The organism is Pseudomonas sp. MF5691 (assembly GCF_016405645.1).
Taxonomy (GTDB): Bacteria; Pseudomonadota; Gammaproteobacteria; order Pseudomonadales; family Pseudomonadaceae; genus Aquipseudomonas; species Aquipseudomonas shahriarae.
Window position 1 is genome coordinate 27,726 of the sequence record NZ_JAEKDC010000025.1, and the last position, 14,410, is coordinate 42,135.

Genomic DNA, 14,410 nt, shown 5'->3' on the forward strand with positions numbered 1-14,410 from the left:
CGTGCGAAATGCACGATGGTCGTTGGTCGGATCAAGGGATCAGAACGGGCTGTGGGGCTGCCGAAGCATCAAGAAGGGTCAAAACCCACTGCCCAGGCATATAAGTAGGAAGGGTCTTAGATAGCTGCGCGATAGGGCCTTGAATCAATCAGAATAAACCATGCAACTTGCCCGATTATTCCGGGACTAACCAAGATCAATCATTCTTAATTTAAGGAGCGCGGGACAGATGGAATCAGCCAAGGAACTTCAAGGCCGCATTCTTTTAGTGGACGACGAGTCCGCGATCCTCCGCACCTTCCGCTACTGCCTGGAAGATGAAGGCTATACCGTCGCCACCGCCAACAGCGCGGCCCAGGCCGATGCCTTGTTGCAGCGCCAGGTGTTCGACCTGTGCTTCCTGGACCTGCGCCTGGGCGAAGACAACGGCCTGGATGTGCTGGCGCAAATGCGGATCCAGGCGCCCTGGATGCGCGTGGTGATCGTCACCGCCCACTCAGCCGTCGATACTGCCGTGGATGCGATCCAGGCGGGCGCGGCCGATTACCTGGTCAAGCCGTGCAGCCCGGACCAATTGCGCCTGGCCACCGCCAAGCAACTGGAAGTGCGCCAGCTGTCGGCACGCCTCGAAGCGCTGGAAGGCGAAGTACGCCAGCCCAAGGATGGCCTCGACTCCCATAGCCCGTCGATGATGGTGGTGCTCGAAACCGCCCGCCAAGTGGCCGGCACCGATGCCAATATCCTGATCCTCGGTGAATCCGGTACGGGTAAAGGTGAGCTGGCCAGGGCCATTCATGGCTGGAGTAAAAGGGCGAAAAAATCCTGCGTCACGATCAACTGCCCATCCCTGACCGCCGAACTGATGGAAAGCGAGCTGTTCGGCCACAGTCGCGGGGCCTTTACCGGCGCCAGCGAAAGCACCTTGGGGCGGGTCAATCAGGCGGACGGCGGTACGCTGTTTCTCGACGAGATCGGCGACTTTCCCCTGACGTTGCAACCCAAGTTGCTGCGTTTCATCCAGGACAAGGAATATGAACGGGTCGGCGACCCAGTCACTCGGCGCGCCGATGTGCGCATCCTGGCAGCGACCAACCTGAACCTGGAAGACATGGTGCGCGACGGGCGTTTTCGCGAAGACTTACTGTATCGGCTGAACGTCATCACCTTGCATCTGCCGCCCCTGCGCGAGCGCAGCGAAGATATCCTCGCCCTTGCCGACCGCTTCCTGGCGCGCTTCGTCAAAGAGTATGCGCGACCGGCTCGCGGCTTCAGCGATGAGGCCCGTGAAGCCCTGCTCAACTACCGTTGGCCGGGCAATATCCGCGAACTGCGCAACGTCGTAGAGCGCGCGAGCATCATCTGCGCCCAGGAGAAAGTCGAAATCAGCCATCTGGGGATGGCCGAGCAACCGACCAACAATTCCCCGCGTATTGGTGCGGCGTTGAGCCTGGATGAATTGGAAAAGGCCCACATCGGCGCCGTCCTGGCCACCAGCGATACCCTGGACCAGGCGGCCAAGACCCTGGGCATTGATGCATCGACGCTGTATCGCAAACGCAAGCAATACAACCTGTGAGCTGCACCTTATGAAGTTGGCGATGAAACTGCGCACGCGGCTGTTCCTGAGTATCTCTGCGCTGATCACCGTGGCCCTGCTTGGGTTGCTGCTGGGGCTGGTGAGTGTCATGCAAATGGCCAAGACCCAGGAGTCCCTGATCCGCAGCAACTTCATTACCCTGGACCTGGGACTCAAGCTGCGCCAGACCCTGGGCGACCAGTTGATCCTGATGCTCAACGACACCCCGGACCCGGTCGCGCTGAATACATCCAAGCAGGAGTATTTCAAGCTGCTGGACCAAGGCATCGCCCATGAGAGAAGTGTGGACCGGATCGGCGGTCTCACTCAGGCCAAGGCCGATTACCTGAGGTTTATCGAAGCCTTCGACGAAAATGAAAGTACGCCGCCGTCCCTGCGCAATAACGCAAAACTTACCGCCAGCTTCAACGCCTTGCGCAATGGGCTGATCAGCGAACACAAAACCGCGCTGGAAAACATCAGCGACACCGTGCGGCAATCGCGTGAGCGAGCCTTGTGGATCGCCGGCCTGCTCGGGCTGGTGGGGCTGGCAGTGCTGATCATCGGGTTCATCACCGCCCATGGCATCGCCCGGCGCTTTGGCGGGCCGATCGAGGCGCTGGCCAAGGCTGCCGATAAAATCGGCCAAGGCAATTTCGATGTCACGCTGCCTATTTCTTCAGTTGCAGAAATGAACCTGTTGACCCGGCGCTTTGGCATCATGGCCGAAGCCCTGCGTCAGCATCAGGCCACGAACGTCGATGAACTGCTCGCCGGCCAGCAACGCTTGCAGGCCGTGCTCGACAGCATCGACGACGGTTTGCTGATGATCGACCGCCAAGGCCGTCTTGAACACCTCAACCCGGTCGCCCAGCGCCAGTTGGGTTGGGACGAGACCCGCCTGGGAGAGGGCTTGGGCGAAGCGTTACAGCGCCCGGAACTGGATGAGCAACTGCATCTGGTGCTGCGCGGCGGCAACCTGGAGCGCGCGCCTGACGACCTGGAAGTGGAAGTCGAAGGCGAATCACGCCTGCTGACCTACAGCATGACGCCGGTCAGCCACCACCAGGGGCACATCCTCGGCGCGGTGATGGTGTTGCATGACGTGACCGAGCAGCGGGCCTTCGAGCGTGTGCGTAGCGAATTCGTGCTGCGCGCCTCCCATGAACTGCGCACGCCGGTCACCGGTATGCACATGGCATTCGGGCTGTTCCAGGAACGGGCGAAGTTCCCCGCCGAGTCGCGCGAAGCCGACCTGCTGAATACGGTCAATGAAGAAATGCAGCGCTTGATGCAACTGATCAACGACTTGCTTAACTTTTCCCGCTATCAGAACGGTCTGCAAAAACTCACCCTGGCGCCCTGCGACACCAACGATCTGCTCGAACATGCCCGCGCGCGTTTTGCCGAACTGGCGAATGCGCAAAACATCGACCTGGTGATAGAGGCACAGGCGCAACTACCCAGGCTACACGCCGACCGGGCGCAATTGGAGCGAGTCCTCGACAATCTGCTGGGCAATGCCCTGCGCCATACCAGCGAAGGCGGGCAGATTCGCCTGCAAGCGCGGCGCCATGGCGAACGGCTGATCATCAGCGTGGAGGACAACGGCGAAGGCATCGCCTATGGCCAGCAGGGCAGGATTTTCGAACCTTTTGTTCAGGTAGGCCGCAAGAAAGGCGGCGCCGGCCTGGGGCTGGCGCTGTGCAAGGAGATCGTGCAGCTGCACGGCGGCAGGATGGGGGTCTATTCCCGGCCGGGGCAGGGCACGCAGTTCTATATGGCGTTGCCGCTGTAACTATCAGTCAGCGCGCTACTCAAAGGCTGCAACGATCAAAGGAGGGAGCTCGACGACTCCCACATCAATTGCGCGCAGCGCTTAAAGACCTTAGCGGTGGTTCAGTGCCCGCAGGATCGCTGCACTTTGCGCATCCGGCGTACCGTCGAACAACGCCGGCCGGAAGCGCATCTGGAAGGCGGCCAGTACACGCCGTGTCGCCACATCCAATTCACCGGTTTGCGGCGTGGCATACCCCAAGCGTGCCAACTCTTCCTGGAACCAGGTAATGCTCGGCAACTGCCCGGCGTACTCGGCCTGATACCGCGCAACCGCCTGGGCCTCGGGCCAGATCCCCAGACCTTCATCAGCCAGGCGCTTCCAGGGGAACAACGGACCCGGATCGAGTTTGCGGCCAGGCGCGATATCGCTATGACCAATAATGAATCGCGGGTTGATCCGGTTGCGCTGGCTGATGTCCTTGAGCAAGGTCACCAGGGACTGGACCTGCGCCTCGGAGTACGGATACCAGACCCGACCTGTTGGCGTGTCGCGATAACCCGGATTGACGATCTCGATGCCAATGGAGCTGGAGTTGAGCCAGGTACGCCCCATCCACTCGCTCTCTCCGGCGTGCCAGGAGCGCTTGTCTTCATCCACCAGCTTATAGATGGTTGCGCGGGCATCATCGCCAATCAGGTAATGGCTGCTGACCTGGCCTTTGGTCAATAGCGCCAACGAGCTTTGAAGGTTGGTAGCGGTGTAGTGCAGGACGACGAACTGGATACGATGATCGAAGTTCACCGATGGGTGGCTGGTATCCAGCCGCGGGCCACTCGCACAACCGGCGAGGGTGAGGAACAGCAGAGCAGTAACTAGAAATTTCATGGCAACGGGCATTACGCTAAAGACGATAATGCAACAGTGTAACGTACGGTTTGCCGGCCAGCGGCCGGCAATACAAAATGGAACAAATTTTCAGGCCGCCTGCACCTGGTTGCGTCCCGCCGCCTTGGCCCGATACAACGCCTCGTCAGCGCGCTTGAGTGCCAGGTCGCTGCGCTCGCCGGGCTGGAACTGCGCCATGCCGATGGACATCGTAATGGTCACCCGCTCGCCCTTGAAGTGAAACGGGCACGCCTCGATGGCCGCCCGCAGGCGTTCGCCGAGTTCCAGCGCACCGCCCAACGCCGAATCCGGCATCAGCAGCACAAACTCCTCACCGCCAAACCGTGCGATAAAGTCCGTCGGGCGCAGGTGCTTGCTCAATACAGTGGCGATGATTTTCAGCACCTTGTCGCCCGCCAGATGGCCGTAGCTGTCATTGATGCGCTTGAAGTGGTCGAGGTCGAGCATCGCGAGTGACAGGCTGTTGCCCTGTTGATGCCAGGTATTGACCTCGTACTCCAGGCGCTCGCTCCAGGCCGCACGGTTGGGCAATCCAGTGAGCGGGTCGATCAAGGCTTTCTGGCGCTGCACCTCAAGGTGGTCCCGATAGCCCTGGGCCTCCTGCTCCATGCTCGCCACCCGCTCGGCCAAACCCTGCAACCGCGCGGCGACTTCATGTTCACGCTGGTCACGCTGCCTTTGATGCTCATCCATGGCACCCAACAGCCCCTCAAGATGACTTTCCAGCACTTGCTTGAGGTCATCGAGGTCGGCCGCTTCCTGGACACTGCTTTGCAAGCCATCCATCTGTTCACGGATTTGCGTGTCCATCTCGCGCGCGGCGCTGCGGCTGTCGGCGTGCCCGTCGCTGGCCGCCTGCAGGTTGCTCTGGAAGGCTTCCAGCCGCTCGTTGAGATGCTTGAGGTAGGCCTCGAACTCATGCTGGCCGCTATCGGTGATGGCCAGCATCAATACCGCCAGGTCATCGAGGATCGGTAGCAGTTCGTACCAATTCAGCCCCTGGGCCAGGCGTTCGCGCATGGCTTGCGCCTGGGGCCGGTGCCGCTCGGGCAGAGCGAGGTCGCCCAGCAGGCCGAGCAGGGTGTCTTCGATATGTTTGGCGACAGAGCTGTAGGACGGCTCGGGCGAATCGGGCAAGGCGTACAGCGCCTCAGGATCAACTTCAGCCGATTCGTCGTCCAGCACAGGCGGCAATGACAGACTGCCGATCTCGGTCGGTTGCGGCACCAGGGGCAGGACCTCGGGCGCAACTACCACCGCAGCGACAGCCCGTTCAGGCAGCGGGGCAAGGCTCACTTCGACAGGTCGGGGCGGTTCCGGGGTTTCGATGGCGACCGCGAGCGTCTCGACGGGTGATAAGCGAGGAGCGCCAACCTCAGGCACTGATGCCACACACTCATCCACATCAACCCGAGGCGCCACAGGCTGAGGTGCAGGCGCAGGCGCAACTTCAAGTACCGGCTGCTGCGGGGCCTGGGCTTGTGGCGCGAAGGCACGCAGGGCCTGGGCCAGCTCGGGCGCATCCTCAACCACCGGGGTGGCCGGGCTTGCTGCTACCGCAGGGGGTTGCCGGGAAGGCGGAGAAACAGCGGGCTCAACCGGCGCAACCTCTGTACCCGCCTCCTTGCCACCAAACAGGCGCTGCAACAAACCTGGACGAGCAGGTTCGTCATCCGACTCAAGATTACTCAGGGCCTGCCCTTGCAGACCGCTCAACTCACTGAGCAGCAGGGGAATTTCCCGCGCCTGGCCGACTCGGCTATCCAACTGCTTGGCAAAGCTCTTCAGCGGGCGACTGACTTCCCGGGGCAAGGGCAAGGCCTGTAATTGCGAGACCAAGGCGGTCAGCGCCGTACTGATCTGATCCACCCGCGTTTCACGGCGTTGCTCGGAGTCCAGCACGGCCTTTTCCAGGCGTGGCAACAAGGCAGCGAGCGCGGCGTCCATGTCATCGGTGCGCACCACATCGCGCATCTCTTTCATACACTGGTCCACGGCCCGATCCGTGCCTTCGGCCGCCAGCGTGCTGCGCACCAGCCCACGACGCAGCAAGTCGAGGCGCGCAGCCCAACGACGTTCGAGCTTTTCTTGTTGCTCGATGCTTAACAGGTATTTTTCTTTCCAGCGCTGGGCGTCGTCGCTCATGCAAGGGGTCCGCGAGGGCCGGGGCTCAACGCGGGTAATGCATCAGCCGTGAGCGAACCCGGCAGACGAATCTCTACCGCGACCGGCAGGTGATCGGAAATGGGCTGCGCCAGCACCTGCACGCGTTCCAGCGTCAGGGTCGGGCTTAACAGAATGTGATCTAGACAGCGTTGCGGACGCCAACTGGGGAACGTGGCTTCGACCTGCGGCGCCAGCAGCCCGAGGTCGCGCAGCGGAGAATTCTGCAACAGGTCGCTGGCGTGGGTGTTCATGTCCCCCATTAGCACCTGGTGTTTGTAATCGCCAATCAGCTCACGGATGTAGGCCAACTGCAGGGTCCGGGTACGTGCCCCCAGCGCCAGGTGCATCATGACCACCACCAGCGCCTCGGGCCCTTCGCCGAAGCGCACCAGAATCGCCCCACGCCCTTTCGGGCCCGGCAGTGGATGGTCTTCGATCACCGAGGGCTTCAACCGGCTGAGCACGCCATTGCTGTGCTGGCCCAGTCGGCCGAGGTTGCGATTGAGTTGTTGGTACCAGTAGGGGAAAGCACCGAGCTGGGCCAGGTGTTCGACCTGATTGACGTAGCCTGAACGCAGGCTGCCACCGTCGGCCTCCTGCAGGGCCACCAGGTCGAAATCGCCCAGCAGGTCGCCAATCTTCTGCAGATTGCCGGCCCGACCGTTGTGGGGCAGCAGATGCTGCCAGCCCCGGGTCAGGTAGTGGCGGTACTTTTCGGTACTGATGCCTACCTGGATATTGAAGCTCAGTAAGCGCAGCCGGCTATCCGCCGGCAGGCCGGTGGACGTCAGGTGGTGTTCGTTGACCTGCGGATCATGCAGGCCAACCACTCGTTCAGTACCCCAGCGACGCATGGCGAGCCCCTTACTTGGCTGCGCGCTCTTTGGCGATCAACTGGTCGGCAACGTTCAGGGTCGCTTCAGGACCACCTGTGGAGCCCAGGTCAAAGCGGTACTTGCCGTTGACGATCAGGGTTGGAACGCCTTGCACGCCGTACTTCTGCGCAAGATCCTTGGCCTGTTTGATCTGGCCCTTGATGGCAAAGGAATTAAAGGTGGTCAGGAACTTGTCCTTGTCCACGCCCTGGGTGGCGAGGAAGTCAGCCATTTCCTCAGGCTTGGTCAGGCGCTTGCCTTGTTTCTGGATTGCCTCGAACACCGCGTTGTGGACCTTATGCTCCACACCCATGGCTTCCAGGGTCAGGAACATCTGGCCGTGGGCATCCCAAGGGCCGCCGAACATGGCCGGGAGGCGCTTGAAGTTCACGTCCGAAGGCAGCTTCTCGGCCCAAGGGTTGATGGTCGGCTCAAAAGAGTAGCAATGCGGGCAGCCATACCAGAACAGCTCTACGACTTCGATCTTGCCCGGCACGGAAACCGGCACCGGATTGGCCAATTCAACATAAGTCTTGCCCGCTTCAAGCGGCACATCGGCGGCTTGGGCGGTCATGCCGAACAGGCTGGCAGTGACGAGAGCGGCGCTGAGGATCAATTTACGCATGCTTTACTCCTGGACAAATAAAGTCGCCTCGCGCGACCTTTTTTATGACAGGTCTACACGGGCATGAGTTCGTTAGTGTAACGGTAGCGGCCACAAAAAAGGGCGGCCTCAGCCACCCTTTTTATGCTTGCATCGACGGATTAATCGAGCGTTAACGTTACCGCTGATGTACCCCCGGTCTTGCGCACCTTACTTGTGCAGGCCCTGGATGTAGCTGGCTACCGCTGCAATGTCTTCGTCACTCAGTTTGCGCGCAATCGTACGCATGGTCATTGCATCGCCATCGTTGGCACGGCCGGCTTCTTCCTTGCGGAAATCAGTCAGTTGCTTGGCAATGTACTGGGCGTGCTGGCCACCCAGGTGCGGGAAGCCTGCTGCGGCGTTACCCGAGCCATCCGGAGAGTGGCAGCCGGTACAGGCCGGCAGGCCTTTGTCGAGGTCGCCGCCACGGAACAGCTTTTCACCACGTTCGACCAGTTTTGGATCCGCCGCCCCCACGCTGCCTGCCTGGCTGGCGAAATACGCCGCGATATCCGACAGGTCCTGATCGTTGAGATTGGTCAGCATGCCGGTCATTTCCAATACCGTTCGCTTGCCGTCCTTGATGTCGTGCATCTGCTTGGTCAGGTATTTCTCACCCTGGCCCGCCAGTTTTGGAAAGTTGGGTAACGGACTGTTGCCATCCGCTCCATGGCAGGCACCACATACAGCGGCCTTTGTCTGGCCAGCAGTAGCGTCACCTGCAGCATGGGCAACACCAGTGATGCCCAAGGTCAACAGCAGACTCACGATCAATTTGTTCATCAGCTAATCCAATTACGGCTAAAGGTTATAGAGTTATGGACCGGGTCTACTCGCTCATCAAAACAATGATGGCCTGGTAATCCTCGGCACGGCATTCCATGCACAAACCACGCGGCGGCATCGCCTTGAAACCCTGGGTCACATGCTGCACCAGCGTATCCATGCCTTGCGCCAGCCTCGGCGCCCAGGCTGCCTGGTCACCCCGCTTGGGGGCCATTGGCAACTGCCCGGCATGACAAGCCGCACAAACGCGGTTGTACACAGCTTCCGGATCCTGTGTAGCCTGCGCACTGTAAAGTGGTATCAGGACACCGACAGCTAGCAGCCACTGGGTCATACGTCGACCTTTTCAGGGTTTGGAAGCGTTTTGCGTTCTAATGCGCAATAAAGGTCTATCGCTCCCGTGAACTTCATCCTTCGCTGGGACAAAGCACACACAAAATCTGCGGCATTATATACTGGCGCCACTGAAACGGGAACGACACTACTTGCCGCACCCATTCCCGGCACCGCCCACATCGGAAATCCCATGCAACTCAAGAACCCCATCCTCGGTCTGTGCCAACAGTCCACGTTCATGCTCAGCGCCGCCAAAGTCGACCAATGCCCCGACGACGAAGGCTTTGAAGTGGCCTTCGCCGGGCGCTCCAACGCCGGTAAGTCCAGCGCGCTCAACACCCTGACCCATGCCAGCCTGGCTCGCACCTCGAAAACCCCGGGCCGCACACAGCTGCTCAACTTCTTCAAGCTAGACGATGATCGGCGTCTGGTCGACCTGCCGGGCTACGGTTACGCAAAAGTACCTATCCCATTGAAGCTGCACTGGCAGCGTCACCTGGAAGCCTATCTGGGTGGCCGCGAGAGTCTGAAAGGGCTGATCCTGATGATGGATATCCGTCATCCAATGACCGATTTCGACCTGTTGATGCTCGATTGGGCGGTCGCCAGTGGCATGCCAATGCATATTTTGCTGACCAAGGCCGACAAATTGACCTACGGCGCAGCCAAGAACACCTTGCTCAAAGTGCAGGCCGAAATCCGTAAGGGTTGGGGTGATGCGATCACTATCCAGCTGTTCTCGGCGCCCAAGCGCATGGGCCTGGAAGACGCCTATACCGTGCTGGCAGGCTGGATGGAGCTGGCGGACAAGGGCGCGGAAATCGCCGAGTAACTTTTCTGCAGGCAAAAAAAACCCCGGACTTCGTATGGGGAGGGGAAGTTCGGGGTCCAAGTTCCGGACCGCTAGGGCGGGGTCCAGATATCTGCCAACACTTAACACAACATAGGAGCATTGAAGGGCTTCACCACCCATTCAGTAACTCTGAGTGACTTTTCATGGGTTAAGTTCCGGCGCCCGGAAAAACTATTGGAAATAACCCTCGGAGCTTTCCGATCTATAGGCAGTGCTGCGACGTCATGCCGCAGCACTGCCAGATGATCAGTGCGCCTGGTCCCAGTTATCGCCCACCCCGACTTCCACCAGCAGCGGCACATCCAGGCTCGCCGCACCGCTCATGTGCTCGCGAATCTTCTCGCTGACCTCAGCCACCAGGTCTTCGCGGACCTCCAGTACCAATTCATCGTGTACCTGCAGGATGACCTTGGCGTCCAACCCCGACTCCGTCAGCCAGTTGTCGACCTTGACCATGGCTTTCTTGATGATATCGGCGGCAGTGCCCTGCATCGGCGCGTTGATCGCGGTACGCTCTGCGCCCGCGCGCTCCTGGGGCTTGTTGGAGTGGATATCCGGCAGATACAGGCGGCGCCCGAACAGGGTTTCCACATAGCCCTGGTCGGATGCCTGGGCACGGGTGCGCTCCATGTACTCGCGCACCCCTGGGTAGCGGGCAAAGTACACATCGATGTAGGCCTTGGCCGTCTTGGTATCGACGCCAATATCCTTGCCCAGCTTCTGCGCGCCCATGCCGTAGATCAGGCCGAAGTTGATCGCCTTGGCGCTACGGCGCTGGTCGGACGTGACCTCACCCAGCTCGACCTTGAACACCTCGGCCGCCGTGGCCGTGTGTACATCCAGGTTGTCGCGGAAGGCGTTGAGCAAGCCCTCGTCCTTGGACAGGTGCGCCATGATCCGCAGCTCGATCTGCGAGTAGTCCGCCGCCAGCAGCTTGTAGCCCTTGGGCGCAACGAACGCCTGGCGGATCCGCCGGCCTTCGGCGGTGCGCACCGGGATGTTCTGCAGGTTCGGATCACTGGACGACAAACGCCCGGTAGCGGCCACGGCCTGATGATAAGAGGTGTGGATCCGCCCCGTGCGCGGGTTGATCTGCTCGGGCAAACGGTCGGTGTAGGTGCTTTTGAGTTTGCTCATGCTGCGGTACTGCATCAGCACCTTAGGCAATGGATAGTCATCTTCGGCCAGCTTGGCCAGCACTTCCTCGGCGGTAGAGGCCTGGCCCTTGCCAGTCTTCTTCAACACCGGCAGCCCGAGTTTTTCGTAGAGGATTGCCCCCAATTGCTTGGGCGAACCCAGGTTGAACTCCTCGCCGGCGATCTCATACGCCTGACGCTCCAGTTCCACCATCTTGTTGCCCAGCTCGATGCTCTGCACGCCGAGCAGCGCGGCATCTACCAGGGCACCCTGGCGCTCGATCCGCGCCAGTACCGGCACCAATGGCATCTCGATATCCGTCAGCACACTGGCCAGGCTCGGCAGGGCGCAGAGTTGTTCGTACAGGGCCAGGTGCAGGCGCAGGGTCACATCGGCATCTTCAGCAGCGTAGGGACCGGCCTGCTCCAGGGCAATCTGGTCGAAGGTCAGCTGTTTGGCGCCTTTGCCGGCGATGTCCTGGAAGCTGACGGTGTCATGCTCCAGGTACTTCTTCGCCAGGCTGTCCATGTCGTGCCGGGTCGCGGTGGAGTTCAGCACGTAGGATTCGAGCATGGTGTCGAAGGCGATGCCGCGCACGGTGATGCCGTGCGCCGGGTCGCCGCCAATGGCGCAATTGGCCAGGATGTTCATGTCGAACTTGGCGTGCTGACCGACCTTGAGCTTGTTCGGGTCTTCCAGCAGCGGCTTGAGAGCCAACAACACCGTATCGCGGTCCAGTTGCTCGGGCACGCCGATGTAGGAATGGGTGAGCGGGATGTAGGCCGCTTCATTGGCCTGCACCGCAAATGAAACCCCCACCAGTTGCGCCTGCTGGGCGTCGACACCGGTGGTTTCGGTATCAAAGGCAAACAACTTCGCGTCATTGAGTTTTTTCAACCAGACGTCAAAGCGGGCCTGGTCGAGGATGGTCTCGTACTGCGCTTCGACCGGGGCCACAGGCGCTTGGGCCGCAACTGCAACCTGAGCCGGTGCAACGTCAGCGGCAGCCTTGAGCTCGACCCGCTTGGCATCACGCTGAATCTCATCGATCCAGCTCTTGAACTCCAGCAGGGTGTACAGCTCAAGCAGCTTCTCGCGATCCGGCTCGATCAGGTGCAAGTCTTCCAGGCCAACATCCAGGGGCACATCGACCTTGATGGTCGCCAACTGGTAGGACAGGAACGCCATCTCTTTGTGCTCTTCCAGCTTGGCCGGCAGGGTCTTGGCCCCACGGATCGGCAAGCTCGGGACAATATCGAGCTGCTCGTAGAGCTCTTTCAAACCGCCGTTCACACCGACCAGCAGTCCCGAAGCGGTCTTAGGACCGATACCGGGAACACCCGGGATGTTGTCGGAGGAATCGCCCATCAGCGCCAGGTAGTCGATGATCTGCTCGGGAGCGACACCAAATTTCTCCTTTACGCCGTCCACATCCATGGCGCTACCGGTCATGGTGTTGACCAAGGTAATGTGCCCATCGACCAACTGCGCCATGTCCTTGTCACCCGTGGAGATCACCACCGGGCGGTCGGCAGCCGCACTGCTGCGGGCCAGGGTGCCGATCACGTCGTCGGCCTCGACCCCTTCGACACACAGCAGCGGGAAGCCCAGGGCGATCACGCTCTGGTGCAGCGGCTCGATCTGCACGCGCATGTCATCGGGCATGCTCGGGCGGTTGGCCTTGTATTCGGCGTACATGTCATCGCGAAATGTCCCGCCCTTGGCGTCGAACACTACCGCGAACGGACTGTCCGGGTACTGCTTGCGCAGGCTTTTGAGCATGTTCAACACGCCCTTGACCGCACCGGTCGGCAGGCCTTTGGACGTAGTCAGCGGCGGCAGCGCGTGGAAGGCGCGGTACAGATATGAAGAACCGTCCACCAGGACGAGGGGGGCTTGGCTCATGAGCAGGATCAACCTTTTCGGCGGGTCTGGCGCTAGAATAGCCGGACCATTGACAACAAAGGGACAAGGTTATCATGCGCACATTCAATCGCCTGCTGTTGACCGGCCTGATTGCACTCGCTCCGATGGCTGCCATAGCGGCAGACGATGCTCCTTCGGGCGATCCGGAAGTCACCATTCGCACGGAAGGCGACAAGACCATCCAGGAATTCCGCCAAAACGGCTTCCTGTACGCAATCAAGGTAACGCCCAAGGGCGGCAAACCGTATTTTCTGGTGCGCGCGGACGGAACCGATGCGAACTTCATCCGCTCGGACCAGCCGGATATGCTGATCCCGTCATGGAAGATCTTCGAATGGAAATGATTTCTTAATTTTAATCGGCGCTGCGGCCCGCGGCGCCCGTACTGGCAGTTTTAACCATGTCTGTGTTCACCCCCCTGGCTCGGCCCGAGCTGGAAACCTTTCTCGCCCCTTACGGGCTCGGCCGCCTGCTCGATTTCCAGGGGATTGCCGCTGGTAGCGAAAACACCAACTTCTTTATCAGCCTGGAACAGGGCGAATTTGTCCTGACCCTGGTTGAACGCGGCCCCGTGGACGAAATGCCGTTCTTCATCGAACTGCTCGACGTACTCCACGACGCCGACCTGCCCGTGCCTTACGCCCTGCGCACCACCGACGGCGTGGCCCTGCGCGAATTGGCAGGCAAGCCGGCGCTGCTGCAACCGCGTCTGGCGGGCAAGCACATCCAGGACGCCAACGCCCAGCATTGCGTGCAAGTAGGCGAGTTGCTTGGCCACTTGCACCTGGCCACCCAGGGCGACAAGGTGCTGGAGCGCAAGACCGATCGTGGGTTGGACTGGATGCTTGAGGAGGGCGCGCAGCTGATTTCGCACCTCGACGCCCACCAGCAGCAGCTGTTGCAAACGGCACTGGATGAAATCCAGCAACACAAGGAACAGATCCTCACGCTGCCCCGCGCCAACCTCCACGCCGACCTGTTTCGCGACAACGCGATGTTCGAAGGCACCCACCTGACCGGGTTGATCGACTTCTACAACGCGTGCTCCGGGCCGATGCTGTACGACGTGGCGATTGCCCTGAATGACTGGTGCTCGGACGCCGCCGGGGTGATCGACGGCCATCGCGCCCGCGCACTGCTGGGCGCCTACGCAGCACTGCGGCCGTTCAGCGCCAAGGAAGCCGAGCTGTGGCCGACCATGTTGCGCGTGGCGTGTGTGCGGTTTTGGCTGTCACGGCTGATTGCTGCCGAGTCATTTGCCGGGCAGGACGTGCTGATTCACGATCCAGTGGAGTTCCAGCAACGACTGGAGCAGCGCCAGCAGGCCACTCTCCAACTGCCGTTCGCCCTCTGACGCTGTGGGAGCGGGCTTGCCCGCGATGAGGGCGTGTCAGTCGCCTATCAGCGCCTGATACACCGCTAT

Annotated in this window: 12 protein-coding genes; 5 read left to right on the forward strand and 7 right to left on the reverse strand. The window is 60.8% G+C overall.

Annotated features, from left to right (window positions below; all coding sequences use genetic code 11):
- Nucleotides 1–229: 229 nt before the first annotated feature.
- Complete coding sequence (gene algB, locus JFT44_RS24485) at nucleotides 230–1,576, forward strand: sigma-54-dependent response regulator transcription factor AlgB (RefSeq protein WP_032862658.1); 1,347 nt, start codon at nucleotides 230–232, stop codon at nucleotides 1,574–1,576.
- 10 nt (nucleotides 1,577–1,586) lie between these two features.
- Entirely contained in the window at nucleotides 1,587–3,374 is a 1,788-nt protein-coding gene (locus JFT44_RS24490) for a KinB sensor domain-containing domain (protein ID WP_198831322.1), read from the forward strand.
- A 90-nt stretch (nucleotides 3,375–3,464) separates the two neighbouring features.
- Here the strand turns inward: JFT44_RS24490 and JFT44_RS24495 are convergent, their stop codons facing one another.
- The 6 genes from JFT44_RS24495 to JFT44_RS24520 form a co-directional block, all read right to left on the reverse strand.
- Nucleotides 3,465–4,241 carry an N-acetylmuramoyl-L-alanine amidase gene (locus JFT44_RS24495; RefSeq protein ID WP_057957907.1) on the reverse strand — a complete coding sequence of 259 codons (777 nt, stop codon included), beginning with the start codon at nucleotides 4,239–4,241 and terminating at the stop codon, nucleotides 3,465–3,467.
- A 90-nt stretch (nucleotides 4,242–4,331) separates the two neighbouring features.
- Nucleotides 4,332–6,407, reverse strand: coding sequence for a diguanylate cyclase (locus tag JFT44_RS24500; RefSeq protein ID WP_057957906.1), 2,076 nt, complete (start codon nucleotides 6,405–6,407; stop codon nucleotides 4,332–4,334).
- A complete protein-coding gene (locus JFT44_RS24505) occupies nucleotides 6,404–7,282 on the reverse strand; it encodes an endonuclease/exonuclease/phosphatase family protein (RefSeq protein WP_057439246.1) in 879 nt (292 codons plus the stop codon). Before JFT44_RS24505 ends, JFT44_RS24500 begins: the two co-directional genes overlap by 4 nt.
- Before the next feature lie 10 nt (nucleotides 7,283–7,292).
- Nucleotides 7,293–7,928 (reverse strand): thiol:disulfide interchange protein DsbA, encoded by a 636-nt coding sequence (gene dsbA / locus JFT44_RS24510; RefSeq protein WP_057439247.1) that lies wholly within the window; start codon nucleotides 7,926–7,928, stop codon nucleotides 7,293–7,295.
- 189 nt (nucleotides 7,929–8,117) lie between these two features.
- Entirely contained in the window at nucleotides 8,118–8,732 is a 615-nt protein-coding gene (locus JFT44_RS24515) for a cytochrome c4 (protein ID WP_057439248.1), read from the reverse strand.
- Nucleotides 8,733–8,778: 46 nt separating this feature from the next.
- On the reverse strand, nucleotides 8,779–9,069 hold the full coding sequence (locus JFT44_RS24520; RefSeq protein WP_057439249.1) for a cytochrome c5 family protein: 291 nt from the start codon (nucleotides 9,067–9,069) through the stop codon (nucleotides 8,779–8,781).
- A 192-nt stretch (nucleotides 9,070–9,261) separates the two neighbouring features.
- Here JFT44_RS24520 and yihA point away from each other — a divergent pair, with 192 nt between their 5' ends.
- Nucleotides 9,262–9,903: a ribosome biogenesis GTP-binding protein YihA/YsxC gene (yihA, locus tag JFT44_RS24525; RefSeq protein WP_032862650.1), complete on the forward strand. Its 642-nt coding sequence runs from the start codon at nucleotides 9,262–9,264 to the stop codon at nucleotides 9,901–9,903.
- Nucleotides 9,904–10,170: 267 nt separating this feature from the next.
- On the opposite strand, the gene polA is transcribed toward yihA, so the two are convergent.
- Complete coding sequence (gene polA / locus JFT44_RS24530; protein ID WP_057957905.1) at nucleotides 10,171–12,966, reverse strand: DNA polymerase I; 2,796 nt, start codon at nucleotides 12,964–12,966, stop codon at nucleotides 10,171–10,173.
- Between the two features lie 74 nt (nucleotides 12,967–13,040).
- On the opposite strand from polA, the gene JFT44_RS24535 reads away from it, so the two are divergent.
- Complete coding sequence (locus JFT44_RS24535) at nucleotides 13,041–13,331, forward strand: DUF2782 domain-containing protein (protein ID WP_169960467.1); 291 nt, start codon at nucleotides 13,041–13,043, stop codon at nucleotides 13,329–13,331.
- 56 nt (nucleotides 13,332–13,387) lie between these two features.
- The gene (locus JFT44_RS24540; protein ID WP_057439250.1) at nucleotides 13,388–14,341 is read left to right on the forward strand and encodes a homoserine kinase; all 954 of its coding nucleotides are present in this window, start codon (nucleotides 13,388–13,390) and stop codon (nucleotides 14,339–14,341) included.
- Nucleotides 14,342–14,410: the final 69 nt, after the last annotated feature.

Bases quoted from the DNA above. Each gene is read 5' to 3' on its own strand.
- JFT44_RS24495 (WP_057957907.1), bottom strand. From the start codon at position 4,241: ATGAAATTTCTAGTTACTGCTCTGCTGTTCCTCACCCTCGCCGGTTGT.
- polA (WP_057957905.1), bottom strand. From the start codon at position 12,966: ATGAGCCAAGCCCCCCTCGTCCTGGTGGACGGTTCTTCATATCTGTAC.
- algB (WP_032862658.1), top strand. From the start codon at position 230: ATGGAATCAGCCAAGGAACTTCAAGGCCGCATTCTTTTAGTGGACGAC.
- JFT44_RS24520 (WP_057439249.1), bottom strand. From the start codon at position 9,069: ATGACCCAGTGGCTGCTAGCTGTCGGTGTCCTGATACCACTTTACAGT.
- dsbA (WP_057439247.1), bottom strand. From the start codon at position 7,928: ATGCGTAAATTGATCCTCAGCGCCGCTCTCGTCACTGCCAGCCTGTTC.
- JFT44_RS24500 (WP_057957906.1), bottom strand. From the start codon at position 6,407: ATGAGCGACGACGCCCAGCGCTGGAAAGAAAAATACCTGTTAAGCATC.
- JFT44_RS24515 (WP_057439248.1), bottom strand. From the start codon at position 8,732: ATGAACAAATTGATCGTGAGTCTGCTGTTGACCTTGGGCATCACTGGT.
- yihA (WP_032862650.1), top strand. From the start codon at position 9,262: ATGCAACTCAAGAACCCCATCCTCGGTCTGTGCCAACAGTCCACGTTC.
- JFT44_RS24540 (WP_057439250.1), top strand. From the start codon at position 13,388: ATGTCTGTGTTCACCCCCCTGGCTCGGCCCGAGCTGGAAACCTTTCTC.
- JFT44_RS24490 (WP_198831322.1), top strand. From the start codon at position 1,587: ATGAAGTTGGCGATGAAACTGCGCACGCGGCTGTTCCTGAGTATCTCT.
- JFT44_RS24535 (WP_169960467.1), top strand. From the start codon at position 13,041: ATGCGCACATTCAATCGCCTGCTGTTGACCGGCCTGATTGCACTCGCT.
- JFT44_RS24505 (WP_057439246.1), bottom strand. From the start codon at position 7,282: ATGCGTCGCTGGGGTACTGAACGAGTGGTTGGCCTGCATGATCCGCAG.